This is a genomic window from Pseudomonas rhodesiae (assembly GCF_013285305.1).
Lineage (GTDB): Bacteria > Pseudomonadota > Gammaproteobacteria > Pseudomonadales > Pseudomonadaceae > Aquipseudomonas > Aquipseudomonas rhodesiae.
Genome location: NZ_CP054205.1, coordinates 2,728,508 through 2,753,698, shown reverse-complemented (window position 1 = coordinate 2,753,698; position 25,191 = coordinate 2,728,508). Strand labels below are relative to the sequence as shown.

The 25,191-nt window shown below is 61.9% G+C and carries 22 protein-coding genes; 16 read left to right on the top strand and 6 right to left on the bottom strand.

Features of this window, described 5'->3' with window-relative positions:
* The first annotated feature begins 24 nt into the window (after positions 1-24).
* From HRH33_RS12405 to HRH33_RS12390, 4 genes are read left to right on the top strand one after another with little or no spacing between them, the layout of a single operon-like run.
* Positions 25-807, top strand: coding sequence for a sugar phosphate isomerase/epimerase family protein (locus HRH33_RS12405; protein ID WP_167417544.1), 783 nt, complete (start codon positions 25-27; stop codon positions 805-807).
* Complete coding sequence (locus HRH33_RS12400; protein ID WP_167417543.1) at positions 800-1,741, top strand: sugar kinase; 942 nt, start codon at positions 800-802, stop codon at positions 1,739-1,741. Before HRH33_RS12405 ends, HRH33_RS12400 begins: the two co-directional genes overlap by 8 nt.
* Positions 1,742-1,789: 48 nt before the next feature.
* Positions 1,790-3,088 carry an MFS transporter gene (locus tag HRH33_RS12395; protein ID WP_034137948.1) on the top strand — a complete coding sequence of 433 codons (1,299 nt, stop codon included), beginning with the start codon at positions 1,790-1,792 and terminating at the stop codon, positions 3,086-3,088.
* The gene (locus HRH33_RS12390) at positions 3,085-4,062 is read left to right on the top strand and encodes a 2-hydroxyacid dehydrogenase (RefSeq protein WP_167417542.1); all 978 of its coding nucleotides are present in this window, start codon (positions 3,085-3,087) and stop codon (positions 4,060-4,062) included. Before HRH33_RS12395 ends, HRH33_RS12390 begins: the two co-directional genes overlap by 4 nt.
* A gap of 63 nt (positions 4,063-4,125) precedes the next feature.
* Here HRH33_RS12390 and HRH33_RS12385 read toward each other — a convergent pair whose 3' ends face one another.
* Entirely contained in the window at positions 4,126-5,751 is a 1,626-nt protein-coding gene (locus HRH33_RS12385; protein WP_034137946.1) for a methyl-accepting chemotaxis protein, read from the bottom strand.
* 233 nt (positions 5,752-5,984) lie between these two features.
* Between HRH33_RS12385 and HRH33_RS12380 the strand changes: the two genes are divergently transcribed.
* Both HRH33_RS12380 and HRH33_RS12375 read left to right on the top strand, forming a co-directional pair.
* Positions 5,985-7,412, top strand: a complete 1,428-nt coding sequence (locus HRH33_RS12380) for a nucleobase:cation symporter-2 family protein (protein ID WP_167417541.1) — start codon at positions 5,985-5,987, stop codon at positions 7,410-7,412.
* A gap of 10 nt (positions 7,413-7,422) precedes the next feature.
* Entirely contained in the window at positions 7,423-7,884 is a 462-nt protein-coding gene (locus HRH33_RS12375; protein WP_034137945.1) for an LEA/WHy family protein, read from the top strand.
* 195 nt (positions 7,885-8,079) lie between these two features.
* Here the strand turns inward: HRH33_RS12375 and HRH33_RS12370 are convergent, their stop codons facing one another.
* On the bottom strand, positions 8,080-9,006 hold the full coding sequence (locus HRH33_RS12370) for a carbon-nitrogen hydrolase family protein (protein WP_034137944.1): 927 nt from the start codon (positions 9,004-9,006) through the stop codon (positions 8,080-8,082).
* A gap of 86 nt (positions 9,007-9,092) precedes the next feature.
* Between HRH33_RS12370 and HRH33_RS12365 the strand changes: the two genes are divergently transcribed.
* Complete coding sequence (locus tag HRH33_RS12365; protein ID WP_167417539.1) at positions 9,093-10,001, top strand: LysR family transcriptional regulator; 909 nt, start codon at positions 9,093-9,095, stop codon at positions 9,999-10,001.
* On the opposite strand, the gene HRH33_RS12360 is transcribed toward HRH33_RS12365, so the two are convergent.
* Complete coding sequence (locus HRH33_RS12360) at positions 9,994-10,248, bottom strand: hypothetical protein (protein WP_003190904.1); 255 nt, start codon at positions 10,246-10,248, stop codon at positions 9,994-9,996. The genes HRH33_RS12365 and HRH33_RS12360 overlap by 8 nt on opposite strands.
* A gap of 163 nt (positions 10,249-10,411) precedes the next feature.
* On the opposite strand from HRH33_RS12360, the gene HRH33_RS12355 reads away from it, so the two are divergent.
* Entirely contained in the window at positions 10,412-10,732 is a 321-nt protein-coding gene (locus tag HRH33_RS12355) for an ElaB/YgaM/YqjD family protein (RefSeq protein ID WP_034097086.1), read from the top strand.
* Between the two features lie 42 nt (positions 10,733-10,774).
* Here HRH33_RS12355 and HRH33_RS12350 read toward each other — a convergent pair whose 3' ends face one another.
* Positions 10,775-11,809 carry an Ldh family oxidoreductase gene (locus HRH33_RS12350; protein ID WP_167417538.1) on the bottom strand — a complete coding sequence of 345 codons (1,035 nt, stop codon included), beginning with the start codon at positions 11,807-11,809 and terminating at the stop codon, positions 10,775-10,777.
* 169 nt (positions 11,810-11,978) lie between these two features.
* Here HRH33_RS12350 and HRH33_RS12345 point away from each other — a divergent pair, with 169 nt between their 5' ends.
* Positions 11,979-17,141 carry a dermonecrotic toxin domain-containing protein gene (locus HRH33_RS12345; protein ID WP_173603453.1) on the top strand — a complete coding sequence of 1,721 codons (5,163 nt, stop codon included), beginning with the start codon at positions 11,979-11,981 and terminating at the stop codon, positions 17,139-17,141.
* A 21-nt stretch (positions 17,142-17,162) separates the two neighbouring features.
* On the opposite strand, the gene HRH33_RS12340 is transcribed toward HRH33_RS12345, so the two are convergent.
* The gene (locus HRH33_RS12340; RefSeq protein ID WP_034097081.1) at positions 17,163-17,432 is read right to left on the bottom strand and encodes a PepSY domain-containing protein; all 270 of its coding nucleotides are present in this window, start codon (positions 17,430-17,432) and stop codon (positions 17,163-17,165) included.
* Positions 17,433-17,585: 153 nt separating this feature from the next.
* Between HRH33_RS12340 and HRH33_RS12335 the strand changes: the two genes are divergently transcribed.
* The 7 genes from HRH33_RS12335 to HRH33_RS12305 all read left to right on the top strand — a co-directional run bounded on the left by HRH33_RS12335 (position 17,586) and on the right by HRH33_RS12305 (position 23,601).
* Positions 17,586-18,581, top strand: coding sequence for a FecR family protein (locus HRH33_RS12335; protein ID WP_167417536.1), 996 nt, complete (start codon positions 17,586-17,588; stop codon positions 18,579-18,581).
* A 328-nt stretch (positions 18,582-18,909) separates the two neighbouring features.
* Positions 18,910-19,359, top strand: a complete 450-nt coding sequence (locus tag HRH33_RS12330) for a hypothetical protein (protein WP_167417535.1) — start codon at positions 18,910-18,912, stop codon at positions 19,357-19,359.
* Positions 19,359-19,907, top strand: coding sequence for an adhesin (locus HRH33_RS12325; RefSeq protein WP_094066412.1), 549 nt, complete (start codon positions 19,359-19,361; stop codon positions 19,905-19,907). The genes HRH33_RS12330 and HRH33_RS12325 overlap by 1 nt, the downstream gene beginning before the upstream one ends.
* Positions 19,908-19,973: 66 nt before the next feature.
* Positions 19,974-20,723, top strand: a complete 750-nt coding sequence (locus HRH33_RS12320; protein ID WP_167417534.1) for a hypothetical protein — start codon at positions 19,974-19,976, stop codon at positions 20,721-20,723.
* Between the two features lie 60 nt (positions 20,724-20,783).
* Complete coding sequence (locus HRH33_RS12315) at positions 20,784-21,464, top strand: C39 family peptidase (protein WP_167417533.1); 681 nt, start codon at positions 20,784-20,786, stop codon at positions 21,462-21,464.
* A gap of 42 nt (positions 21,465-21,506) precedes the next feature.
* A complete protein-coding gene (locus HRH33_RS12310) occupies positions 21,507-22,253 on the top strand; it encodes a hypothetical protein (RefSeq protein ID WP_167417532.1) in 747 nt (248 codons plus the stop codon).
* Positions 22,254-22,302: 49 nt separating this feature from the next.
* Positions 22,303-23,601 (top strand): hypothetical protein, encoded by a 1,299-nt coding sequence (locus tag HRH33_RS12305; protein WP_034097072.1) that lies wholly within the window; start codon positions 22,303-22,305, stop codon positions 23,599-23,601.
* Between the two features lie 65 nt (positions 23,602-23,666).
* On the opposite strand, the gene HRH33_RS12300 is transcribed toward HRH33_RS12305, so the two are convergent.
* Positions 23,667-24,989 carry a sigma-54 dependent transcriptional regulator gene (locus tag HRH33_RS12300; protein WP_034097071.1) on the bottom strand — a complete coding sequence of 441 codons (1,323 nt, stop codon included), beginning with the start codon at positions 24,987-24,989 and terminating at the stop codon, positions 23,667-23,669.
* Between the last annotated feature and the right edge of the window lie 202 nt (positions 24,990-25,191).

Sequence of the window (25,191 nt, the reverse complement as noted above, 5' to 3'; positions counted from 1 at the left end):
ACCGGTTTCAGAGGGACAAAAACAATGCACACATACCCCGTTTCCATCAGCCTCTCCAGCTACGGCGCCGAGCTGGTGCGCCAGCAAGGCCAGTTGAGTTTCGTCCAATTGCTGGCCCAGGCCGGCGCGCGGCGCATCGAGTGGCGTGAAGAACTGCTGACCGTCGAGCAACCCGCCGAGCTGGCCCAGGCCGTCGCGGCATTGGGCCTGGAAGCGGTGTTTTCATCGCCGCTGGAACTGTGGGTCGCCGGTCGCGCCCAGCCGAATGCTGAACTGAGCGCAACGCTGGATCGCGCCCAGGCCTTCGGCGCGCGCTGGCTGAAAGTCTCCTTGGGCTACTTCACCGACACCAACGACCTGGAAAGCCTGCACGCACTGCTGCGGCGTCACCCGGTGCACCTGCTGGTGGAAAACGACCAGACCCTGCACGGCGGCCGTATCGAACCCCTGCAACGCTTTTTCAGCGAAGTCGAACGCCTGGGCCTGCCGATCAAAATGACCTTCGATATCGGCAACTGGCAATGGCAGGACCAGTCCGCCCTTACCGCCGCGCGCCTGCTGGGCCGGCATGTGGACTACCTGCACTGCAAGGCCGTGAGCCGTCGCGCGGACGGCAAGCTGGTGGCGCTGCCGCCTGGCGCCACCGATTTGCATCAGTGGGAACAACTGCTCTCCCACATGACTCAAGGCATTACACGGGCAGTGGAATTTCCGCTGCAAGGCGACGACCTGCTCGATGTCACCGCACGCCAGGTCGCCAGCCTCGCCGTGCTTGGCCAACCTCTCGCGGAGAACGCCCATGTCTGAGATCGATGTGTTGTCGTTTGGGGAAACCATGGCGATGCTCGTCGCCGAACAGACCGGCGACCTGGCCCAGGTCAGCCAGTTTCACAAACGCATCGCCGGGGCCGACAGCAACGTCGCCATCGGCCTGTCGCGGCTGGGCTTCAACGTGGCCTGGCTGAGCCGGGTGGGCGACGATTCCCTGGGCCGCTTTGTGGTGGACACTCTCAGCCGCGAAGGCTTGGACTGCCGGCACGTGGCCGTCGACCCGCTGCACCCCACCGGGTTTCAATTCAAATCCCGCGAAGAAGCCGGTGCCGATCCCCAGGTGGAATATTTCCGCAAGGGCTCCGCCGCCAGCCATCTGTCCGTCGCCGATATCAGCCCCGCGCTGCTGCAGGCCCGCCATCTGCATGCCACCGGCATTCCCCCGGCGTTATCGCCAGCCACCGGCGAGCTGTCCCGCGCGCTGATGACGCAAATGCGCCAAGCCGGGCACAGCGTGTCGTTCGATCCCAACCTGCGCCCGTCGCTGTGGGCCAGCCAGGCGCAGATGATTGCCGAGATCAACGCCCTCGCCGGCCTGGCCGACTGGGTTTTGCCGGGCCTGGGCGAAGGTCGCTTGCTCACCGGTTTCGATGACCCGGCCGACATTGCCGCGTTCTACCTCGACCAAGGCGCCGAAGCCGTGGCGATCAAGCTCGGTGCGGATGGCGCCTACTACCGCACCCAGCTGGACCAAGGATTTATCGCCGCCGTGCCGGTGGAAAAAGTCGTCGACACCGTGGGTGCCGGCGACGGTTTTGCCGTGGGCATGATCAGTGCCCTGCTGGAAAAACTCAGCTTCCCCGAGGCCGTGCGTCGCGGCAATTGGGTCGGCAGCCGCGCCGTGCAAAGTCGTGGTGACATGGAGGGCCTGCCCACCCGCGCCGAACTGCTCGGTCGATCCGTCGCCTGACATCCAACACCCTGTTGCCACAACTACAACAAGCTCAGGAGCAAGCCCATGGAAACCGTGAAACTCGCCACCCGCCGCTGGTGGTACATCATGCCTATCGTGTTTATCACCTACAGCCTGGCGTACCTGGACCGCGCCAACTACGGCTTCGCCGCCGCCTCCGGGATGGCCGAAGACCTGATGATCACCCCGGGCATGTCGTCATTGCTGGGAGCGCTGTTCTTCCTCGGCTACTTTTTCTTCCAGGTGCCGGGAGCGATCTATGCGCAAAAGCGCAGCGTCAAGAAACTGATTTTTGTCAGCCTGATCCTGTGGGGCGGCCTGGCCACCCTCACCGGCGTGGTGTCCAACGCCTATATGCTGGTCGCCATCCGCTTTCTGCTCGGCGTGGTGGAAGCGGCGGTGATGCCGGCGATGCTGGTGTACCTGTGCCACTGGTTCACCCGCGCCGAACGCTCGCGGGCCAATACCTTTCTGATCCTCGGCAACCCGGTGACCATGTTGTGGATGTCGGTGGTGTCGGGCTACCTGGTGCAGCATTTCAGCTGGCGCTGGATGTTTATCATCGAAGGCCTGCCGGCGGTGCTGTGGGCGTTTATCTGGTGGAAGCTGGCCGATGAACGTCCCAAGGACGCCACTTGGTTGAGCGACGGGCAAAAGCAGGAACTGGAAACTGCCCTGGCCGCCGAACAGGTCGGCATCAAGGCAGTGAAGAACTACGCCGAAGCCTTCCGCTCGCCCAAAGTGATCATCCTGGCCTTGCAGTTCTTTTGCTGGAGCATCGGGGTGTACGGGTTTGTGCTGTGGCTGCCGTCGATCCTCAAACAAGGCTTGCAGATGGACATGGTCGAGGCCGGCTGGCTGTCGGCATTGCCTTACCTGGCGGCGGTGATCGGCATGCTGCTGGTGAGCTGGGGCTCGGACAAGCTGCAAAAACGTAAACGCTTTGTGTGGCCACCGCTGCTGATCGCCTCCATTGCGTTCTATGCCTCCTACGTGCTCGGCGCCGAACATTTCTGGTGGTCCTACACCCTGCTGGTGATTGCCGGGGCGTGCATGTATGCGCCTTACGGCCCGTTCTTCGCCATCGTGCCGGAAATCCTGCCGGCCAACGTCGCCGGCGGCGCCATGGCGCTGATCAACAGCATGGGCGCCCTCGGCTCGTTCGGCGGCTCGTACCTGGTGGGTTACCTCAACAGCAGCACCGGCTCGCCCGGCGCCTCGTACCTGTTGATGAGCGGCGCGCTGATGCTGTCGGTGGTGCTGACGATTTTCCTCAAGCCCGGCGCCAGCGACCGTCAACGCGCGCCATTGCCACCCCTTGAATTGAAGGTAAAAGCCCAATGAAAAAGTCTGTGGTGCTGTACAAAAAACTCTCCGCGCCGCTGATGGCGCGCCTGCACGAGCAGGTGGACGTCACCCTGATCGAAGCTCTGGATGACACCGGCCTGGCCAAGCTGCGCGACGCCCTGCCGAACGCCCATGGCCTGCTGGGCGCCAGCCTGCGCCTGGACGCGCACTTGCTGGACCTGGCGCCGCAACTGGAAGCGGTGGCCAGCGTTTCGGTGGGGGTCGACAACTACGATATCGACTACCTCACCCGACGCGGCATCCTGCTCAGCAACACCCCGGACGTACTCACCGAAACCACCGCCGACACCGGCTTCGCGCTGATCCTGGCCAGCGCCCGCCGCGTGGTGGAGCTGGCCGATATGGTTCGCGCCGGGCAATGGCATAAGAACATTGGCCCGGCGCATTTCGGCAGCGATGTGCACGGCAAGACCCTGGGCATCATCGGCATGGGCCGCATCGGCGAAGCCCTGGCCCAGCGCGGGCATTTCGGCTTCGGCATGCCGGTGCTCTACCACAGCCACTCGCCCAAGCCACGGGTCGAAGAGCGCTTCGGCGCGCAGTACCGCAGCCTTGAAGACTTGCTGCAACAGGCCGATTTTGTCTGCCTGACTCTGCCGCTGACCGCCGAGACCGAAAAGCTGATCGGCGCCGAGCAGTTCGCGCTGATGGGCCCGGACACGATCTTTATCAATATTTCCCGCGGCAAGGTGGTGGACGAAGCGGCGCTGATCGAGGCGTTGCAGCAACGCACGATCCGCGCGGCGGGGCTGGATGTGTTCGAGAGGGAACCGCTGGCTCACAGCTCGCCGTTGCTGCGGTTGAACAACGTGGTGGCCACGCCCCACATCGGCTCGGCGACCCACGAAACGCGCGAGGCCATGGCCACCTGTGCGGTGGATAATCTGTTGGCCGCTCTGGCGGGCGAGAAGCCGAAAAACCTGGTCAACCCGACCGCCTGGAAGCAATAGCCACACCGAAGGCAAACACAGATCACCTGTGAGAGGGGGCTTGCCACCTCCCACAGAGCGGCGTCAGATCACGAACTTGGCCACCATCGCGTTCAAGTCCACCGCCAGGCGCGACAGTTCATGGCTGGCGGCGCTGGTCTGGTTGGCGCCGGAGGTGGACTGGGACGCCAGGTCGCGGATATTGACCAGGTTGCGGTCCACTTCGCGGGACACCTGGGCCTGTTCTTCCGAGGCGCTGGCGATTACCAGGTTGCGCTCGTTGATCAGGCTGATGGACTGGGTGATCTGCTCCAGCGCCACACCGGCGGCGCGCGCCATTTCCAGGGTGTCCTGGGTGCGCTGATTGCTCTGCTGCATCGATTGCACGGCCTCGCCGGTACCATTCTGGATGCCAGCGACCATTTTCTCGATCTCCTGGGTCGACTGCGCGGTGCGATGGGCCAAGGCCCGAACTTCGTCGGCCACCACCGCAAAACCGCGCCCGGCCTCACCGGCGCGGGCCGCTTCGATCGCGGCGTTGAGGGCCAGCAGGTTGGTCTGCTCGGCAATCGCGCGGATCACGTCGAGCACCTTACCGATGTCACGCCCCTGGGTGGCCAGACCCTCGATCATCACAGCGGTGCTTTGCACGTCGTGGGTCATGGTCTGGATCGCGTCGACGGTTTGCACCACGCGGTCGCGGCCTTCGCGCGCCGCCTGGTTGGACTGGCGCGAGGCTTCGGAGGTAGACACCGCGTTGCGCGCCACTTCTTCCACCGCGGCGGTCATCTCATTGACCGCCGTGGCGGCCTGGTCGATTTCGTCGTTCTGTTGCTGCAGGCCGCGGGAGGCTTCTTCGGTGACCGCGCTCAACTCTTCAGCCGCCGAGGCCAGTTGAGTGGCCGAGCCGGCGATATGCCGGATGGTCTGGCGCAGGTTGGTCTGCATGGTGGACAACGCCCCGAGCAGGCGTGCCGGCTCGTCCTTGCCGTCGTCCTCAATCATGCCACTAAGGTTGCCGCCGGCGATGGTCTCGGCCACCTGCACGGCTTTGCGCAGCGGCGTGACGATGCTGCGGGTCAGCAGCCAGGCCAGCAGCACCGTCAACAGTGCGGCGGCGACCGAGACCACCACAATGCCGGTGATGGCGCTGTTATAGCTCTGGCCCGCTACATCATTGGCTTGCTTGGCCGCCGCGCCGTTCATCGCAATCAGTTTGTTCAGTTGCTCGCCCATCTGGTCGGTGCCGTCCTTGATCCGGGTGTTGATCAGGGTGCGCATTTCTTCGACCTTGCCGTCCCGGGACAGGCTGAGCATATCGGCCTGGGCTTTCAGATAGTTGTCCAGCGTGCTGGAGAACGTCTTGAACAGCGCCGCTTCATCCGGTCCTGCAGGCAAAGCCGCGTAGGCGGCCTGGGCTGTCTTGGCCTTGTCGACCAACACCCCAATGCGGGTTTCGGCTTCCTTGAGCGCCGCAGGTTCGCGGTTGACCAATACGCGAAACGACAGAATGCGCATGCGCAACACGTTCTCGGTCACCTGCCCCAGGAAGGTCACACTGGGCAGTTGATTGGTATTCATGTCCACCGATGCTTGACGAATCAAGGTCATACGGTTGGCCGCGAACCCACCCAGCAGCACCACTAACAACGCGATAAAGGCGAAACCCAGCGAAGCGCGAGGGGCGATATTCAAATGACGAAGCGACATAGACGTGTTCTCGAAGTGAGTGCCTGCGCGCAATCCCTGCCGCGAAACGATCAATCAGCGGCAACGCGCTGCCTGACCTTGGACGCCACTGTTGTTTTTAATAGGTGGGCCTGTAAGCAGTATCGGCAAGGATTGGGAATTTATGCAGGGCGCTTATAAATATTTTTTTACACTTCTGAGCATCGGCGCTTTCTGGCATCCTGCGCCTCCCTTTTCCGACCCGAGCCCATATTTTGTCTGACGCTCAAGCCCCCCGCCCCCGCTATAAATCCGACCTGATCTACGGCCTGGAAGACCGTCCGCACTTCAGCGCGGCGATCTTCGCTGCGCTGCAGCATGTGCTGGCCAGTTTTGTCGGCATCATCACCCCGACCCTGATCGTCGGCGGCGTACTCGGCCTGGAAAGCGAAGTGCCGTATCTGGTGAGCATGGCGCTGTTCGTCTCGGGCCTGGGCACCTTTGTCCAAGCGCGTACGTTCGGCCCCATCGGCTCGGGCTTGCTGTGCCTGCAAGGCACCAGTTTTTCGTTTATCAGCGTGATTCTCAGCGCCGGCTTTATGGTCAAGGCCCGCGGCGGCGGCACCGATGAAATTCTCTCGACGATCTTCGGCATCTGCTTTTTTGCGGCGTTTATCGAAGTGGTGCTCAGCCAGTTCATCGGCAAGCTGCGCAAACTCATCACCCCGGTGGTAACCGGCACCATCATCACTTTGATGGGCCTGTCCTTGATCAAGGTGGCCGTCACCGACATGGCCGGCGGCTTCGGCGCCAGCGACCTCGGTGCGGCCGGCAACATGGGCCTGGCGGCCCTGGTGTTGCTGACCATCGTGGTGCTCAACCGCTTCAATAACCCATTCCTGCGCCTGGGTTCGATCGTGATCGGCCTGACCCTGGGCTTTGTGGTGGCCTGGTGCCTGGGCCGCGTCGATATGGCGGCGCTGCCCCAGGTGCCATTGATCAGCGTGCCGGTGCCGTTCAAGTACGGGTTTTCGTTCGACTGGGTGGCGTTTATTCCAGTGGCGGTGATCTTCCTGATTTCGCCGTTGGAAGCCGCCGGCGACCTGACCGCCAACTCGATGATTTCCCAGCAGCCGGTAAAGGGCCCGCTGTATATCAAACGCATCAAGTCCGGCCTGCTGGCCGACGGCCTCAACTCGGCGATGGCCGCCACGTTCAACAGCCTGCCGATGGTGACCTTTGCCCAGAACAATGGGGTGATCCAACTGACCGGCGTGGCCAGCCGCTATGTGGCGTACTTCATTGCCGGCCTGCTGGTGCTGCTGGGGCTATTCCCCATGATCGGCGCGGTGCTGCAACTGATGCCCAAACCGGTGCTGGGCGGCGCCACGCTGATCATGTTCGGCACCGTGGCGGTGGCCGGTATCAAGATCCTCGCCGAGGCCGGCCTGCACCGGCGCAACGTACTGATCGTGGCGATTTCCCTGGGCATGGGCCTGGGCGTCGCCGCCGTGCCGGAAGTGCTGCGCGAGTTGCCCAAGGCGCTGCATAACATCTTCGAATCGCCGATCACCGTAGGAGCGTTCTGTGCAATCCTGCTGAACATTTTCCTGCCCGAAGAGTTCATAGAGTTGGAAGAAGATGAATTCGATCCGGAGTCCTCTACCCTCAAGGTGATGCAAGACCCGGACGTCACGAACTAGGAGCCCTCACATGCGCAAGCTCATGGTGCTATCGCTGCTGCTACTGACCCTGAGCGCCTGCGCGCTGTTTCCGAACCGCGACCCGGTGAACATCAACGTGGTGGGCATCGAACCGCTACAAAGCCAAGACTTGGAAGTGCGCTTCGCCGTCAAACTGCGGGTGCAGAACCCCAACGAAACGGCGATTGACTACAACGGTGTGGCTCTCGACCTGGAAGTCAACGGCCGGCCGTTGGCCTCAGGCGTGAGCGACCAGGCCGGCAGCATCCCACGCTTCTCGGAGACCGTTCTGACGGTGCCGGTCAGCGTTTCGGCATTTTCGGTGTTGCGTCAAACCCTGGGCCTGAGCCAGACCCAGAGTTTGAACAACCTGCCCTATGTGCTGCGGGGCAAACTGGCCGGGGGGCTGTTCGGCACCATGCGTTTCGTTGACCGAGGTACGTTGGATATGCCTAACGGCGCGACGTGGTAAAGCCTGCGCAACCGACCGATACCCCGCCATCGGGGGCAAGCCCCCTCCCACAGGTTGGCCCATGGGCAAATTTGGAGGCAACACAGACCCCCTGTGGGAGGGAGCTTGCTCCCGATGGCAGTGGCAAAGTCAACATATCGACTGGCTGGCTCTGCGCCATCGGGACGAGCCCTCCCCAGCCTTCCTGCCAATGCTTCAGTCCGTGATATAGCGCACGCCGGGTTTGGCGCGTTCATCCACCACCAGCTCGAACACATCCGGCCGTGCGTAATGCCCCACCACGTCGTAGTCATACCGCGCGCGCACCAGGTCGTCGGTATCAATCTGCGCCGTCAGCAGCCCCGCTTCGCCCACCAGCGGCCCGGCCAGGATGTCGCCCATCGGGCCGACAATCACGCTGCCGCCTGCAATCAACGGGCGGTCCGAAGGCCAGTTGGCAATCTTCACGCCGAGGGCTTCGGGCGACGCCTGCACCTGGCAAGCGCTGACCACGAAACAGCGGCCTTCATGGGCTACATGGCGCATGCTCACCTGCCACATCTCGCGCTCGTCCACGGTGGGTGCACACCAGACTTCCACGCCCTTGGCGTACATCGCGGTGCGCAGCAGCGGCATCATGTTTTCCCAGCACACCGCGCCGCCGATACGGCCCACCGCGGCGTCGATCACCGGCAAGGTGGAACCGTCACCCTTGCCCCAGATCAGCCGCTCGGTGCCGGTAGGCATCAGTTTGCGGTGCTTGGCCACCAGGCCGCCGGCGGGTTCGAAATACAGCACCGTGCAGTACAAGGTATTGCCGCTGCGCTCGATCACGCCCAGCACCAGGCTGGCGCCCGTGCGCGCCGATAACCCGGCCAGGGCGTCGGTTTCCGCGCCAGGTACATCGATGGCATTGGCAAAGTAACGGGCGAAGGCTTCGCGCCCTTCGGGCAGGCGATAACCCAGTTGCGTACCGAACCCTTCGCCTTTGGGGTAGCCACCGAGGAGCGCCTCGGGCATCACCACCAATTGCGCGCCGCTGCGGCGGATCTGGTCTTCATAACCGAGGATCTGTTCCAGGGTGTCGGCCTTGCCGCCCGGTAGGGAGCCGATTTGCAAGGCCGCGACGGTAGAAATAGGCATAACGTTCACTCCGATGATTGGCTGGGGGTTGCCCATTCTCCCGCCACCCCGGATCATGAATAAAGCCCACTTCAGTACTGAATGATATGAGCCAAATGAATATCGCCCAGGTCGATCTGAACCTGCTCAAAACCTTCGAAGCACTCCATGACGAGTCCAGCGCCAGCCGCGCCGCCTTGCGCCTGGGCGTGACCCAATCGGCCATCAGCGCTGGGCTGCGGCGCTTGCGCCAGGTGTACGGCGACCCGTTGTTTGTGCGCACCGGTCGCGGCCTGGCGCCGACGTTGCGGGCCAACCAACTCAAACCGGTGATCAGTGAAGCACTGGACCGTTGCCGCCAGAGCCTGGCCATGGTCGACCCGGTCAATCAGCAGTACCAGGGGCGTTCGGTGGTGGTGGGTTTGTCCGATGACTTTGAAATCGCCTACGGCCGTCGGTTGATGACGCAGATCGCACAACGCCTGCCGCAATTGCGCGTGATCTTTCGCCAAACCCATAGCCAGATTGTCGCCGGCGCGCTGCTCGACCGCACACTGGACCTGGCGATCACCGCCGGCGGGTTTGCCCAGGGCCGGTTAAGCCGACAGGTGTTGGGCGAAGGGGATTACCGCTGCCTGGTGGACCCGGACAGCCTGGCGCCCGGTCAGCAAGGCATCGACCTGGACGAGTTTGTGCGCCGCGCCCATGTGCTGGTGTCGTCCGGCGGGTTTATCGGGATCACCGACGAGGGGCTGGCAGCACAGGGGCTGAGCCGCCATGTGTGCGCCTCCACCAGCCACTTCGCCGCGCTGCCGTTTCTACTCAAAGGCAGCCAGGCCGTTGCCACCATCCCCGGGCATGCGGCGCAGGCCATTGCCGAGATGACCGGCCTGCGCGTGCTGAGCTGCCCGTTGGCGCTGCCGCGCTACCCGGTGGAACTGGGATGGCGCACCCAGGCTCAGCTCGATCCGATGTTGCTGAAAGTCCGCGAAGCGATTGTGGCGAGCTTTACTTAGCTGCTGCCATCAGTTTGTTGACTTCGCTGCGCACCATGTTGGAAAACTCCGGCGGCGACATGCCGTCCAGTTCCGCACGGACCCACTCGGCCCATTTGCCCTTGCGCTTAGCGCGCTCGCCGAACAACCGCGCGGCTTCGCCCTTGGCCTTGCCCAGATTGGTTTGCCACAGGTCGTAGAGGCGCGACTTTTCATCTTCCAGCTCGGCGCGTTCGGCGAGGGTCTTGTTGGCGAGATTGAAGCTCATGTTGAATTACCTGCTGCACAAATAGGTGGCATCTTACACTGTAGGTCGAAATTTCCTGATTCGGATTTTGCCCGGCACTGCGCCCCAGCAAAAAAAAAGCAACTTTTAAGGGCGCCGGGTACTCCATTGTTCACTGTTACATTCACTTGCAAGGAGTCACCCCATGGCCCGCAAAACCGCCGCGCAAACCGCCGCCGACCAAATCAAGGACCAAGCTTTCAGTGAGCTCGCCGCGCTGATCGAAGAGTCCGACAAGTTGCTCAAGAGCAGCGCCAACCTGGTGGGCGAAGAAGGAGAAACCCTGCGTGAGCAGGTCGCCCTGAAGCTCAAACAAGCCATGGACTCCGTGACCAACGTACGTGAGCGCACCCAACCGATGGTCGACGCGACCGAAACCTATATCGGTGGCCACCCGTGGCAGACCGTCGCCATCTCGGCGGGCTTTGGCCTGGTGGTTGGCCTGTTGCTGGGTCGTCGCAACTAAACGTCGCCCGTCGCGCCGCTGCCACGCAGCGGCGTTTCAATGTCAGTTGGCCCAGTCACGCAACTGATTCAACGCCTGAAGTTCCACTTCAACCCCCTGCCCCAGCGACTTCGCCCGAGTGCGATGGCGCCGATCCCCCGGTAACCGCCGCAACCCTACGGCATGCATCTGCCGCACCAGTTCCTGGCTGCGCTCGGCAAAGCTTTGCCCGGCGGTTTTGCTCGGGTCGATAACAATCAACAGTTGCCCGGTCCATGGCGTACGCGCGCCAGGGTGATCGGCCCAGTTGAATTCGAAGGAAAAGTGCCCGCCGGTCAGGGCCGCCGCCAGCAGCTCGACCATCATCGACAGCGCCGAGCCCTTGTGCCCGCCGAACGGCAACAGCGCACCGCCTTCCAGCACGGCCTTGGGATCGGTGGTGGGCTGACCGAGGCTGTCCACCCCCATGCCCGGCGGCAAACGTTCGCCCTTGCGCGCGGCGATCTGCACGTCGCCATGGGCGATGGCGCTGGTGGCCAGGTCGAAGACAATCGGCGGGCCGTCAGCGCGCGGCGCCGCGAACGCAATAGGGTTGGTGCCGAACAACGGGCGATCGGCGCCGTGGGGCACCACGCAGGTCATGCTGTTGACCACGCTCAGCGCCACCAACCCCTCTTCGGCGAACGGCTCGACATCCGGCCACAGCGCCGCGAAGTGATGAGAATTGTGAATCGCCAGCAAGGCGATGCCGGCACTGCGCGCCTTGCTCACCAGCAGTGGCCGGGCCGCCGCCAGTGCCGGCTGCGCGAACCCATTGCCGGCATCCACCCGCACAAAACCGGACGCCACGTCCGTGACCACCGGAATGGCCTTGCCGTCGACCCAGCCGCTGGCCAGGGTGCTGATGTAACCGGGGATACGGAAGATGCCGTGGCTACGGGCTCCGTCGCGTTCGGCACTGGCGCAATTGTGCGCAAGGATCGCGGCCACTTCCGGCGACGTGCCGTGCTGGACGAACACCCTGTGCAGCAACGCCACCAGTTCGGTGAAGCCGATAAGGGTATGGGGACTGTCGACGATCGGGGACTGGGCAGACATCTGTAGCTCCGATTTTAGAATTGGAAGAGACAACAAGAATCCAGACGCTCGATTAAACAACGCCCCATGTGCCTGCTGTCAACGGGCGCCCCCAGTTATCTACCGCCATCCGCGCCGCCGCGCCGCCTACCGTGAAGCCTCATCCCGCCGCCTTGCTGGAGAGCGCACCATGGCGAACCTCACGCCCCCGTATTTCTTCGATGAGTTCCTGCAAAACGTCAAACGCAAGACCCCCACGCCCCGCGAGCGCGCGCTCGGGTTCTCGGTCAGGGACCTCGATTGGCTGCACACGCTGTACTACGCCACCCATACCGCGCGTATCGACCCCAGCGTGCAGCGTTACCCGATGCACGTCGAACGCTTGTCGGTCAACCGGCCCGACCACGCCCCCGTGCCCCTGGCAGGTGTGTTCATGATGAGCCCGACACCCGATGACCACAAAGCCGTGCTGTTTACCCCCTACGGCGGCCTGGAACTGTTCGACAGCCGCGCCGCGCTGCTCCATGAGGTGGATGAACGCCTGACGCAGCCAAGCCGGCGCGCCGAACTCCTGCAATTTCTGGCGATTGTCGAACGCGACGGCTTGCCCAGCACAGAACCCCTGAAGACAACGGGCACGGTGATTCCAGGCGCGGTGATGCAAGACCAGGAACAAACCATCCTGGCCGGCCAACAACACAACGTCACGACGATGCTGGAGGAACTGCGCAAGCTCACCGACCTGCGCGGCATGCTCGACACTCTGCTGGGCATCATGGCCCGCTCTTACTTTCCGGGGCTGGACCAGCGCGACACGCGGGTGAATTTTTTCACCCAGCCCACGCCTATGGAGGAGAGTCGCTGGGTGGCCTCCGAGTCATTGCGCGATGCGCTGCTGCAGTTTTACGTCAAGCAAGCCTGGCCGGCGAACCAGACTCACACGTATTTCAATGTGGGCCATGACGACAGCGCACACACCGCACAACAGAGGGCTCAGGACCACCAGCGCTGGGACAGTGTGGTCGAACAGACCAGCGGCATCCTCTCGAAGCTGTTGAACAGCCTGCTGCAAACCTACTGGAATGAAGATTTCAACCGCGGTCAGTCGCGCCTGCGTTTTTTTGCCCGGGTCATGAGCGACAAGTTTCGCGCCGACCTGCTGTTCAAGCAGCAAGGCCTGGTCCTGTCCAGCCAGGAAAGCCAGGACCTGCGTGCGCTGTTCCTTCCCGACCAGGCGGCGCGTAGCGCCTATGCCAGCCATCTGAGGATAGAAAAGGTCCGTGTGCATGCCCCGTTCCAACATTATGTGGAACTGGCCAGCACGCTGATGATCAGCGATAGCCAGGCCTACCTCTACACGCAATCGCGGGGGTTGCAGGTACTCAAAAACCTGAGCGACCTCAAAGATGCCTTGTTGCAGATGCTCAGGACGGCGGGACACGAGGACGAACTGCTGCACTTTCTGTCGGTGGATGAACGCAGTGCGTTCGTGGGCATGGAACATATCCAAGTGACCGGCAAACCCATCGCGGGCGATGTGTTCCAGGCAATGATCGAGGATATTGTCACCAAGCAGTCCGACAATCTGGACTATGCCTTGGGGCTCTATCGGCGCAGCAACGGCGTAATCGACCTGGCCGCGCTGCTCGACACTGCACTGGACGTGCGCAGCATGCTCGACACGCGGCTGCTGGAGCAGGAGGCCGATGGGCGCTGGACCCTTCACCCCATCACCAGCGGCAATGGCCGCCCTACCACCGTCCAATCGGAAAAGGCCAAGGTGCGCCTGGAACGTTTGCAGGCGGTGGCCTCAGCCATGGCGCTGGAACGTAATCGGCAGCCGACCTTGCGCAGCCTGGTCGCCCATGCGCTGGACACCGAGTTGGCCAAGCGTCTGCTCGATCTCAAGGCCGAGCACGTCTATATCAATACCTATGTCACCCCCGCCGCAGAGCGCGAAGAGCGGGCGCCCCATACGTCATTGAGCATGGTCGAGCACTTTATCGCGCGTTTGGCCGGGCAAGCCGATCGGCTCACCGAGTCGACCCTGACCTGGTTCTACACGGAACAGAGCGCCGGCGTGGCCTACCAGTTGCACAACCTGACCATCGACAGTTTCAACGCCGTCATCGAAGAGGTGCTCAGCACGTTCGCGCAACGGGACCTGCGTACCCTGCCCCACCTGCTGCTGGAGAATAACCGGGCGCACCTGAGCCAGGGCATGTTGCAGGGGCTGCGCGGCGAAACCGAATTGAGGCGCCTGGACCATAGCCTGCCGCCCCCTGCCCTGGCGTTACTCGACAGCGCCCTCAATGCCGACGGCATGAGCCGGCTGACCCGCCATGGCCTGAATGGGTTTATCCCGGATGCGTTCAGCCTGAGCCTGTTCCTGGGCACCGCTACCGAGCCTCAGCCCCTGGCCAATGCCTTTGTGCTGACCGAGCGCGGTGGTATCGACCCCATCCACTCGGGCACCGCCCTGCTGTGGACCCCACGGCGTGGCTATGAGGCGTTCGCGTCGATCCAGGCCCTGCGCGACAGGCTCGAGCAGCGCTTGCAAAACCCCGTGCAGCGTCTGCCCCTGCTGGAGAACCTGCCGGTGTCGCGGCGCATCCCTCACCAGGCCTGTCGCCTGGGGCCCTTGCAGCGAATCGACGAACACCTGCTGCACAACCGTCAGCAGAGCTACAGCGACTTCACCCGCGACGAAATCGACCAGGTGCTGGCGATGGAGCTCAGCGCCACGCGCTTCCAGGACTGCATGGACCGGCTGATCAGGCGTCAAACCCCGTCCAATCTGCCCAGGTCGATCACCCTGGCGCGCGCCCTGATCCACCAACAAGCGCTGCCAGTCTGGCTGGGCATGGCGCGGCCCCACGAACAGATCCTGCAGGCCGAGCTGCTTGAGCAATATCGCGTCAGTGCGCCTGACGAACGGGACTATCTGCACAGCATCGTGCCGATGCGCGAACACCTCTTCAGTACCCTCTCAACCCTGCTCGGTGCGCGGTTCCCAGGCCAGGTGTACAACCCGGATAACGTGCTGATTCCCGGGCGTATCGACCTCGAAGGCCACACCCAGACCCTGACGGATTTCGCGTTGCGGCACCTGCCCGATCTGCGCGCCGAGACGATCCGCCCGCGCTCGCGCACCAGCGTCCCACTGCCGGAGACACTCGACGGCGCGGCCATCGTGCAATTGGTGCGACAACTGGATTTGAAAACGCTGTACCGCCAAGTGTTGAGCGGCCTGCTCCAGGGGCAGAGCGACGACGCGCGTGAGCGGCGCCGCCTATTCTGCCGGCAGCTGCCGTGGCAATTGTTGCAGTACGCCCATGAACAAACCCTCACTGAACGGCTGTCCGCCACGGCCTGGGGTTTTATTCGGCAAGTCTTCGACATGCCCGACGCCGTGGCCCGTGCGGCGGTGCATGGGGTTACGGCGATGATCCGCCCGCTGGAGCTGATCGCCACCGCCGGCGCCAGTCAGGCCAAGGCATTGGGCTGTTACCTGATCGGCCCCAAGCCCGGCGCGTCCGGGCCGTTGGTGCTGTATGCACCGTACAGCCCTAAACATTTGTTGAAAGAGTTCCCCAGCGAGGCGGCGCTCCTGCACGAATTCACCAGCCCTGGCGCGCTACAGGAATGGGTGCTCGGGCAGTTGCAAGCGCCCCATCAAGCCACGTACCGCAATCTGCTGAACGAGCGCTGGCGCCCGGATCTCTCGGACATCCGCTTGGGTGACTCGCCCATCGCCGGCAACCTGCTCAACCGACTGTTCGACGACAATACCCAGATGCTGCTGCAGATGCTGGCCGGCCAGTTTTGCGCGTCAGGCAAGACCCATTGGGACGCGGTGACCAGCCTGTTGAGCAAGGGCATACCCAAGGGCCTGCAATTTATGGCCGGCAAACTGACCTACCCGCTGACGGTGTGGCGCAGCTACCAACTGTTCAAAACATCGGCCGAAGACTTACAGGAACACCGCTGGCAGCACTCGCTCAAAACCTTTGTCGCGGGCGTGGCCGAACTGGCCTCGTTGCGCAAAGCGCTGGACCAGTGGCTGCCGCCAACCCCACCCAGCGAACAACCGCTGCCCTTTGACGACTGGCTAGATGCCCCTGCCCCCGTGGCCGCCAGCCTGGACGAGCTGGACCTGACCGCACCTGGGCGAACCGCCTTGCAAACCTTCGAAAATCACCAGGTTGCCCTGAGCGACCTGGAGCGCAGCGCGCCACCCTTCGTGTACACCGACAACGACACGCGCACGCATTTCGTGCCATTGGCGGGAAAGGTCTATTCGGTGAGAAAAGCTGGGGAACGCTGGCGCCTGAGCCGCGACGAGCAGCACGGCCCTTATGTGCGAGCCAACGCCCAGGGCGAATGGACCCTGGACCTGGACCGCCATCATCCGCGCTACGGCAAAACCCTGAGCCGCTACGCGGGCAAAATGCAAACCTGGGCGGCGGAGCGCGACGCTATCAATATCGAGGCGGTAGGCATGCGCGAAATTGCCGCCCTGTCGAGCTGGAAGGCCCAGTGCATCGACGAAGCGCTCAACGTCGCGACCTATTACGCGGTGACCTGCAAACGCAACCTGCTGCACTTTGCGCCGCTGCGCGAACCCGACAGCCGGCTGGGACGGTTCTTCAGTGAGTTGTTCGGCGTGGTTACGCTGACCGGCGAGCAGGTGCAACGAATTGAGCGACGCGTCGACGAAGTGCTCGATGAGCTGATCAACCATACCCTGGTCGGCCCGGACTCCCAGCGCTTCGTCTGCGGCACCCATCGCTACAGCCCGCAAAACACTTTCGCCTTCGTGCTACCCGAGGACCGGGAACAGAAAATCTACCTGGTCGACCGCTTTTTCGATCCGCCGCTGGACATCTATCAGAATCGCCTCACGACACCCTTCAACATCTCTGCCCATGCCCGCGCCACCACGTTGATTCACGAGATCACCCACCTCAAGTCCTTGACTGAAGACCTGGCGTACCTGGACAGCATGCGGCCGTTCCACGACCTGATTAACCTCAACATCAGTGGCGCCAGGCGAATGCACACGGATCTGGCCGACTTGCGCGATACCGCGCTCTCCACACTCACCCCGGCCACCATGCTGTTCAGAACGTGGGACGAGTTCACCCAGCAATGGGAAGACTTTGGAGCCAGTCGTGGGACTTCGCCGCAAAAGGACAAGGTGTTGAGTACTACCGGGACGCGAACCCTGGACGATGCCCGGGCGGTGTTTATGAGTGACGCCAACAAGCGAATCGATACGATTTTGGCCAACGCCGATTCGGTGACTTACCTGATCAGCCAGCTCGGCAGGGAATTGGATGCGGGAGCCTGAACCGGCTCCCGGCGCGAGACGTCAGTCTTTCTGGTCACGCAGGATATTGCCCGAGGCGCCGTCGATGCGTGCTTCATACACAGTGCCGTCGGACTTGCGCCCTTTGACTTCCCAGTAGCCGTTATCGTCGGCTTCGGCGGCATAGACTTCAACGTAGCCGGCCTTGGTCTTGGCCACTTCGATGGCCTTTTCGATAGTGATCCAGCCTGCGCCCGGCTTATCGGCCAGGGCGGCACCGGCACTGAGCAGCGCGGAGGTTGCACACAGGGCGACTAAGGTTTTCTTCAACATAACGGAACTCCATAGTGGGGATAACGGACGCGTGTCCTGAAATTTTTAGGTACTGGCAAATAAGAATAAGTTCCAATTGATGTGCAATCGCCATGATGGCTGTTCTCCCCATTGGCCCGCGGAGGTTAGAATGTGGGAAATCAGGATGCGTAAATGACCGAAAAGTCTGTTTCAGAAGCCGAATACGACACCATCACCGATGCCGCAGCGCACTGGTGCATGCGCATGCATGCAAGTGATTGCACACCGGCTGAACGTCAGGCTTTTCAACAATGGCATGACGCCCATCCCCTGCATGCCTTTGAATACGCCGCGATGCTGGAAATCTGGGACGTCGCCGATCACTTGCCACGCACCGCGCCCGCCGCGCCGGTATTGGCGTTCAAACCGCGCCCCCGCGTACGTCGTTATGCCGTGGCGGCGGCGCTATGCCTGGCGGCCCTGCCGCTGGCCGCGTTCACCGGGTGGCAGGCCGGGTGGCTGCCCAATTCCTATGAACGTTTCGAGGCGACCCAGGGCTTGCGTCAGGTGACCTTGAGCGATGGCAGCCAGGTAGAGCTGAACCTGGGCACCGAACTGGTCTATAGCAACTACAAGGATCAGCGCCGCGTCACGCTGAAGAAAGGCGAGGCGTTTTTCAGTGTCAGCCACGACAGCGCTCACCCGTTTGTGGTGCGCGCCGGTGAAGGCCAGGTGCGCGTGACGGGCACCCAATTCAATGTGTGGAAATACGGCGATCAGGTCCGCGTGATGCTGCTCGAAGGCTCGGTGCAGATCGCCAGCGATGCCACGCATGGCAGCGTGCCCCTGACTCCGGGCATGCAGGCCAGCTACCAGGCGGGCGATGCCACTCCGCGCGTGAGGCCGTTCAGCCCGAATGACAGCGCACTGGCCTGGCGCCAGGGCAAGCTGATCCTCGACAACCTGGCCTTGGTCGACGCGTTACCGCTGATCAACCGCTACTTGAGCAAACCGGTGATGCTGGCCGACGCCAGCACCGGGGCGATTCGAATCGGCGGCATCTACAACCTCACCGAGGTCAATAACCTCATCCCCTCGCTGCCCAAGGTACTGCCGGTCTATCTGACGCAGAACCAGGACGGCAACCCCGTTCTCAATTCCATCCCGCGTAAAAATCCTAAAGGCTGAGCCCGGCCCATTCATGCGGGCCTGTTCGCGCCCGCAGTGTCCATTTTTGAAACACCTGCCTGCCCTGAAGCCCGTGTACACCGTGGGTTCATGATTTTGTCATGCGCGGTGTTACGCCGGTGATACACAGGGGTGAATCGTTTGTGGCACAGCGGGCTACACGCGCTTGAAGGGCAGGTGTTTCAGCGCTGAGACACCGGCAGCGTCGACGCGCCGCCAGTTATTCACAAGCCATTGAATATTAAGACAATTCAAAAAGCGGCACGGCATCTGCTCTATCCCTCACAGCACTGTTTAGGGTCAGTGCTGAGAATAAGGATATGCCGCCGTGAACACACTCACACAACACTCGATGAAGGTACTGCTGACCAGCTGTGTACTCAGCCTCGGCATCAGTGCGCCAACCTTTGCCGGTGATGGTGTGATCGTGACGGGCCGCAACGTACAGGCACACATGTACGGTCGCGCCGCATTCGGTAAAGACCCCTACCCCACCACTGCCAATGCCAATCCCACCCAAGAAGTTCTTGGCGCCACCGGCGAGCTCAGTGACCTGGCTATCGGCGGTGTCAGCAGCGGTTCAAGTTTCGCCCGCGCCAGCCAGATCGATAGCACGTTGACCGGCGTGCATGCCACGCAGAACAGCATGTCGACCCTCGGCACCGGCGCCACCGCCGGGCATGGCAGCGGCAGCAGCATGGGTGGACAGATCAGTAACTCGATCCAACGCGGCATGGCCCCTCTGAATAACCTCGGCAACATGATGGGGGGCAAATAATGAACCGTAGCTTGCTCTTGCTCGCCCTGCTGGGGAGTGCCTCGGCCATGGCCGACAACAACGCTGTGATCAACAACAGCGGCAAAGACTACCGCGGCAACCTTTCGATCAACCAAGCGGCAGGCAATCAGCAGCAACAAGCCAACAACCGTGCCATCGCGCTCGGCGGCCAGGCCACCACGGTGAATATCCAACGGCTCGACGGTCAGGTCGATCCGTCTCTGAATGCCAAGGCCGCGATTCAGGGCGCTTCTTTTACCAATGGCAACGGCATGTTGGGCGTCAACCAAGCCGCTGGGGCCAATAACCAAACTGTTAACGCCGTGCGGATCAGCCTCAACCCTGGCCCGCAAAGCATCGACGACAGCGTCTTGTTGCAACAGAACACGACGCAATTAACCGACTCAGGGCTCACCCCCACCACTGGCAGCCGCCTGGTCGTTACCAGCGACCAGGCCTTCACAGGCAGCCGAGGAGTGATTCAGGTGAACCAGAGTGCCGGGGTGGGGAACCGAATGGCTAACACCCTGGGCATCACTATCAAGTAACGACTTGGTAGTACTCGCAAGACCGTACCAACACTTAACCAACTAATAGAAGCAAGGAGAAACACCATGAAACCTCAAATGGCTCTGAAACCTCTGGTTTTCGCTCTCGCCGCACTCATGGCTGCTGCTGCTCAAGCAGGTAGCTGGCACCCTGCGCCTCAGCCTACCGGCACTATTGCCGCTGCAGTAAGCGGCGAACAAAACAGCGTTGGCAACCGGTTCGACAACACTAAGACAGAAAACAACGCCTCCGCCGATGGTTCGGTCAACCGCAACACCGGTAACGTAGGCAACATCACGCAAGCCGGCGATGGTCAGGAGGCTCAGAACAGTGTCGCCATCGCCAGCGCCAGCGGCGATGCTGCCACCGTATTCGGTGGGACCGACGTGACTCAGAACAGCGTGCTGAACACATTCGTCACCAAAGGCACCCAGAACAACGCGTCTCTGGACGGCTCGGTTAACGGTAACTCCGGCAACGTGGGTAACATCGGTCAGGCCGGCCAGGCCAACCAAGCTGCAAACAGCGTGGCGATCGTCACTGCCGATGGCAAAAGCATCGTAGCCACCGCCAGCACCGTGCAAAACTCCCTTGGCAACAGCTACCTCAGCACCGCCGCAACCAGCCACGGCTATGGTCATGGCTATGGCGGCAAGCCTCAGTACGTGTCCAACAACGCCAGCCTGGACAGCTCGGTCAACGGCAACTCCGGCAACGTAGGCAATACCCTGCAAGCAGGTCAGGGCAACATGGCCGGCAACGCCCTGTCAATCAGCCAAGGTTGCACCACCTGCGCCAGCGGCGTGCGCTTCTGATCCAACGGGGCCTTGGCAACAAGGCCCTTTCCTATTCCAGTGTCCACCCGGCCTTCGATCATGCGCCTCGCGACCCTCACCCTGCTGATGCTCCTCACCGGCCCGACCTGGGCAGGCACCATGGCGATCTCCGCCATGCCTGGCGGTGCAGTGATCTACAAGAAGGTCGAGAGTATCCGCGAACGCCGGTTCGCCAACCTGGTGGAACAGAAAACCGATTTCAGCTGCGGCGCCGCCGCCCTCGCCACCATCCTGCGTCAGGGCTATTGGCTGGACGTCGACGAAGACCATGTGATCAAAGGCATGCTGATCAACGCCGATCAGGACCTGGTGCGCACCCAGGGCTTTTCCATGCTGGACATGAAGCGCTACCTGGAAAGCATCGGCATGCGGGCGCGGGGCTACAAGATCTCGCCGGAAACCCTGCTGACCGTAAAGATCCCGGTCGTGGTGCTGCTGGAAATCCGTGGTTACAAGCACTTCGTGGTGATGCAGCGTGCCGACAAAGACTGGGTCTACATCGGCGACCCGGTGCTGGGCCATAAGCGCTACACCCGCGACGACTTCGTCAAAGGCTGGAATGGCATCGTATTCGCCGTATTGGGTGAGGGTTACGACAAGACCAACGCCTTGCTCGCCCCTCCTACGCCCCTGACCGCCAAGAACCAGTTGAATGAGTTCAGGCCCGTGGGCGACGCCGAATTGATGGATTTCGGTTTTATCCAGAGCGACTTCTTTTAATAAGAAGCGCCATAAGGGGCCAGGATGCTCCAGGAGCAGAAGATGAACACTTCCCGTTGGCTGACGGTTTTGTGTCTGGCAGCCGCAATGCCCGCTTATGCTTCATCGGGTTTCAAACCGATCGAATTGAAAGACTCGGAAATGGCCGACCTGCGCGGTCGTTATGTAATGCCGGGGCGCATCATCAGCTTCGGTATCGTGATGAGCAGCACCTGGACCAATGCCATGGGCGACAGCATCACCGGCAAAGCCAGCATGCAGGTCGATAAAACCACGATCACCCCGCAATTTTATGTGCAGACCACCGGCTCGGCGGGCAGCGGCACCGGCCAGAGCACCGGTACCGGCAATGTCGTCGGCGGCGCCGGTCTGGGCAGCGGCCAGGGTGTGACGCAAAGCGTGCGCGCGGCCGGCGACGGCAACACCGCGTACAACAATGTCGGGATCACCGTGAGTCAGGACGGCCTGGCGCCGGCCAATCTCGCGCAATCGGGGCAAGTACTGGTGGCCGGCGGCACCGTGACCGGTGACAGCGCGGCCGGCAAAGTGAGCGTGTCGGCCAATAACGGCGGCCTGCAAATGGCGATCCAGGCCAACCATAACCAAGGCAACAGCCTGCAGCAGATTGGCGGTGGCACTGTGCTGCAAGGCACTGTCTTGACCGGCAATACCAACTTCGTCAACAACATCACTCAACTTAACGTCGTGATGGGCAATAACGGGCTGAACAACCCGGCGTTGAATTGCAACCTGGACCAACTCAAAGGCCTACGTACGCTCGGTTATTGAACTACGCTGACCCTCGACACTTACGCATTAAAAAAGGACGGCTTATTTCATGCATCGATCGTTATCGCTTCGTGCGGTGGTCTGTTTAAGTACGCTCTTGCCCGCATCCGTGTTGTATGCCGCGCCAGATGCCGATATCGAAACACTCAAGCAAGAACTCCTGGAACTCAAGCAACGTTACGAAGTGCAGCAAAAGGCCTTGGCGGTGCTGGAACAGCGAGTGCGTCAGGTCGAGGATCAACCGGCGACGCCGGCGCCCAAACGCCTGGCCAAATCCCCCGCCGACTTCCAGAAAGGCGGCACCACCGTGGCCGGCACTGGCGCCGCTGCGGCCTCCGGTGGCGCGGGCGGCGGCAGTTCCTATGGGCAGTCCCTCAAGGACGACTCGGCGCCTGCGCAAAGTGTCAGCAACCTTTATAACGAAGCCAGTGGCTTCTTCGGCAATGGCAAGTTCAGCTTCGAAACCGGCGTGACCTACGCCCGCTACGACGCGCGCCAACTGACCCTCAATGGGTTCCTGGCGCTGGACTCGATTTTCCTCGGCAATATCAACCTCGACCGCATCAAGTCGGACAACTGGACCCTGGACCTGACCGGCCGCTACAACCTCGACAACCGCTGGCAGTTCGACGTCAACGTGCCGGTGGTGTACCGCGAATCGACATACCAGTCAGCCGGTGCAGGCAACAACGGCACGGCAACATCGGAAGCATCGGTGACCCGCGACCCGACCATCGGCGACGTCAACTTCGGTGTGGCTTACAAGTTCCTCGACGAGACCCCCACCTTGCCGGATGCGGTGGTGTCGGTGCGGGTCAAGGCGCCGACGGGCAAGGAACCGTTCGGCATCAAGCTCATCAACCAACCCGGCAACGACAACTTGTTCGTACCTGAAAGCCTGCCCACCGGCAACGGGGTCTGGTCGATCACGCCGGGCATCTCCCTGGTCAAGACCTTCGATCCGGCCGTGCTGTTTGGCTCGTTGTCCTACACCCACAACTTCGAAGATTCGTTCGACGACATCAGCAGCGACGTCAACCAGAAGGTCGGCGGCAAGGTCAGCCTGGGTGACAGCTTCCAGGTCGGCATGGGCGTAGCGTTCGCGCTGAATGAGAAAATGAGTATGTCGTTTTCGGTGTCTGACCTGGTCCAGCGTAAAAGTCGCCTCAAACCCAATGGCGGGGACTGGCAATCGGTGGTCTCCAGCGATGCCAACGCCGGCTACTTCAACGTGGGCATGACCATTGCCGCCTCGGATAACCTGACGATCGTGCCGAACCTGGCGATCGGTATGACCGACGACGCGCCGGACTTCACCTTCAGCCTGAAATTCCCTTACTACTTCTAACCAGATGCACAAGGAAAAGCCCCGCAACGATAAGGGTCGTTGCGGGGCTTTTCGGTTTACCCGCCCTAGCGGATCTGGTGTTTGTGCAGCAACCGATAGAACGTAGGCCGGGACACGCCGAGCACACGGGCAGCGACACTCAAGTTGTCGCTATGACGGTTGAGCACATCGCACAGCGCCTGACGTTCGGCACGGTGCTTGTAGTCTTCGAGTGTAGCCAAGGGTGGCGCGATTGCCTGCTCGCTCTGCAATCCCAGATCAACGGCTTCGATCTGGCGCCCTTCGGCGAGCACTAGGCCACGGCGCACGCGGTTGGCCAACTCGCGCACATTGCCGGGCCACGGATGCTGCGCCATGGCCGCCAGGGCATCTTCGCTGAAACTGCGCGGGCGGCGTCCGGTTTCCTGGCTGTAGAAACGCGCAAAGTGGTTGGCCAACATCGCCACGTCACCATGGCGCTCGCGCAACGGCGCGGTGACCACCTGCAGCACATTGAGGCGGTAGTACAAATCCTCGCGGAAGGCGCCCTTGGCCACCGCCGCTTCAAGATTGACGTGGGTCGCCGCCAGCACACGTACATCCACCGGGATCGGCTGGCTGCCGCCGACGCGCTCGATGTGCTTCTCCTGCAAAAACCGCAGCAGGTTGGCCTGCAGCTCCATCGGCAGGTCGCCGATCTCATCGAGAAACAGCGTGCCGCCGTTTGCCGCTTCGATACGCCCGATCTTGCGCTGGTGCGCGCCGGTAAACGCACCTTTCTCATGGCCGAACAGTTCGGACTGGATCAGGTGTTCAGGGATGGCACCGCAGTTGATCGCCACGAAAGGCTTGGCATGGCGCTGGGACTGACGATGCAGGGTCTTGGCCACCAGCTCCTTGCCAGTGCCGCTGTCACCGCGAATCAAGACGGGGGACTCCGTCGGCGCCAGCTTGGATAATAGTTTGCGCAGTTCACGAATGGGCCGGCTATCGCCCAGCAGTTCGTGCCCCTCATCCACCGGTGTGTGGCCTTTACCGCGCAAGCGCGCCATGCCGAATGCGCGTCCCAGAGTGACCTGCACCCGCGAGACGTCAAACGGCAACGTATGGAAGTCGAAAAACCACTCGCAAACGAAGTCGCCGACATTCTGCAAGCGCAGTACATCCTGGCTGAGCACGGCAATCCATTCAGTGCCGCTGCGGCCGATCAGCTCCTTGACCGCTTCGGGCCTCTTCAGGTGTTCGGGCTGCAAGCGCAGCAGGCCGACATCGCAGGAGCGATCCCCCACGTCCTCCAGCGCACAGCTGTCCACTTCCCACCCCGCCGTACGCAGCCCGGGCAACAGCCCATGGCAGTCATCGCACGGATCGACCACAAGCAAACGGCGTTGGACGAGAGGCACACCCATGACTGATCCTTGGCGTCAAAAATCGTTAAAGTTATTTAGAAACAACCAGTTGTAACGACTGGTGCTAACCCTAGCAAGATATTGACGCGCGCCTTGTACCGTTTCGCTATAAGTCGGGGCAAAAAGCCATCTTCTTGCTTCAGCGATTAAAAAGTTGCCGACTGTTGAAACTTTCAATCAGCTTTCAAAACAGGCGCTTACA

Coding starts and splice junctions, on each gene's coding strand:
- HRH33_RS12405 (WP_167417544.1), top strand. CDS start 25: ATGCACACATACCCCGTTTCCATCAGCCTCTCCAGCTACGGCGCCGAG.
- HRH33_RS12400 (WP_167417543.1), top strand. CDS start 800: ATGTCTGAGATCGATGTGTTGTCGTTTGGGGAAACCATGGCGATGCTC.
- HRH33_RS12395 (WP_034137948.1), top strand. CDS start 1,790: ATGGAAACCGTGAAACTCGCCACCCGCCGCTGGTGGTACATCATGCCT.
- HRH33_RS12390 (WP_167417542.1), top strand. CDS start 3,085: ATGAAAAAGTCTGTGGTGCTGTACAAAAAACTCTCCGCGCCGCTGATG.
- HRH33_RS12385 (WP_034137946.1), bottom strand. CDS start 5,751: ATGTCGCTTCGTCATTTGAATATCGCCCCTCGCGCTTCGCTGGGTTTC.
- HRH33_RS12375 (WP_034137945.1), top strand. CDS start 7,423: ATGCGCAAGCTCATGGTGCTATCGCTGCTGCTACTGACCCTGAGCGCC.
- HRH33_RS12370 (WP_034137944.1), bottom strand. CDS start 9,006: ATGCCTATTTCTACCGTCGCGGCCTTGCAAATCGGCTCCCTACCGGGC.
- HRH33_RS12365 (WP_167417539.1), top strand. CDS start 9,093: ATGAGCCAAATGAATATCGCCCAGGTCGATCTGAACCTGCTCAAAACC.
- HRH33_RS12360 (WP_003190904.1), bottom strand. CDS start 10,248: ATGAGCTTCAATCTCGCCAACAAGACCCTCGCCGAACGCGCCGAGCTG.
- HRH33_RS12355 (WP_034097086.1), top strand. CDS start 10,412: ATGGCCCGCAAAACCGCCGCGCAAACCGCCGCCGACCAAATCAAGGAC.
- HRH33_RS12350 (WP_167417538.1), bottom strand. CDS start 11,809: ATGTCTGCCCAGTCCCCGATCGTCGACAGTCCCCATACCCTTATCGGC.
- HRH33_RS12345 (WP_173603453.1), top strand. CDS start 11,979: ATGGCGAACCTCACGCCCCCGTATTTCTTCGATGAGTTCCTGCAAAAC.
- HRH33_RS12340 (WP_034097081.1), bottom strand. CDS start 17,432: ATGTTGAAGAAAACCTTAGTCGCCCTGTGTGCAACCTCCGCGCTGCTC.
- HRH33_RS12335 (WP_167417536.1), top strand. CDS start 17,586: ATGACCGAAAAGTCTGTTTCAGAAGCCGAATACGACACCATCACCGAT.
- HRH33_RS12325 (WP_094066412.1), top strand. CDS start 19,359: ATGAACCGTAGCTTGCTCTTGCTCGCCCTGCTGGGGAGTGCCTCGGCC.
- HRH33_RS12320 (WP_167417534.1), top strand. CDS start 19,974: ATGAAACCTCAAATGGCTCTGAAACCTCTGGTTTTCGCTCTCGCCGCA.
- HRH33_RS12315 (WP_167417533.1), top strand. CDS start 20,784: ATGCGCCTCGCGACCCTCACCCTGCTGATGCTCCTCACCGGCCCGACC.
- HRH33_RS12310 (WP_167417532.1), top strand. CDS start 21,507: ATGAACACTTCCCGTTGGCTGACGGTTTTGTGTCTGGCAGCCGCAATG.
- HRH33_RS12305 (WP_034097072.1), top strand. CDS start 22,303: ATGCATCGATCGTTATCGCTTCGTGCGGTGGTCTGTTTAAGTACGCTC.
- HRH33_RS12300 (WP_034097071.1), bottom strand. CDS start 24,989: ATGGGTGTGCCTCTCGTCCAACGCCGTTTGCTTGTGGTCGATCCGTGC.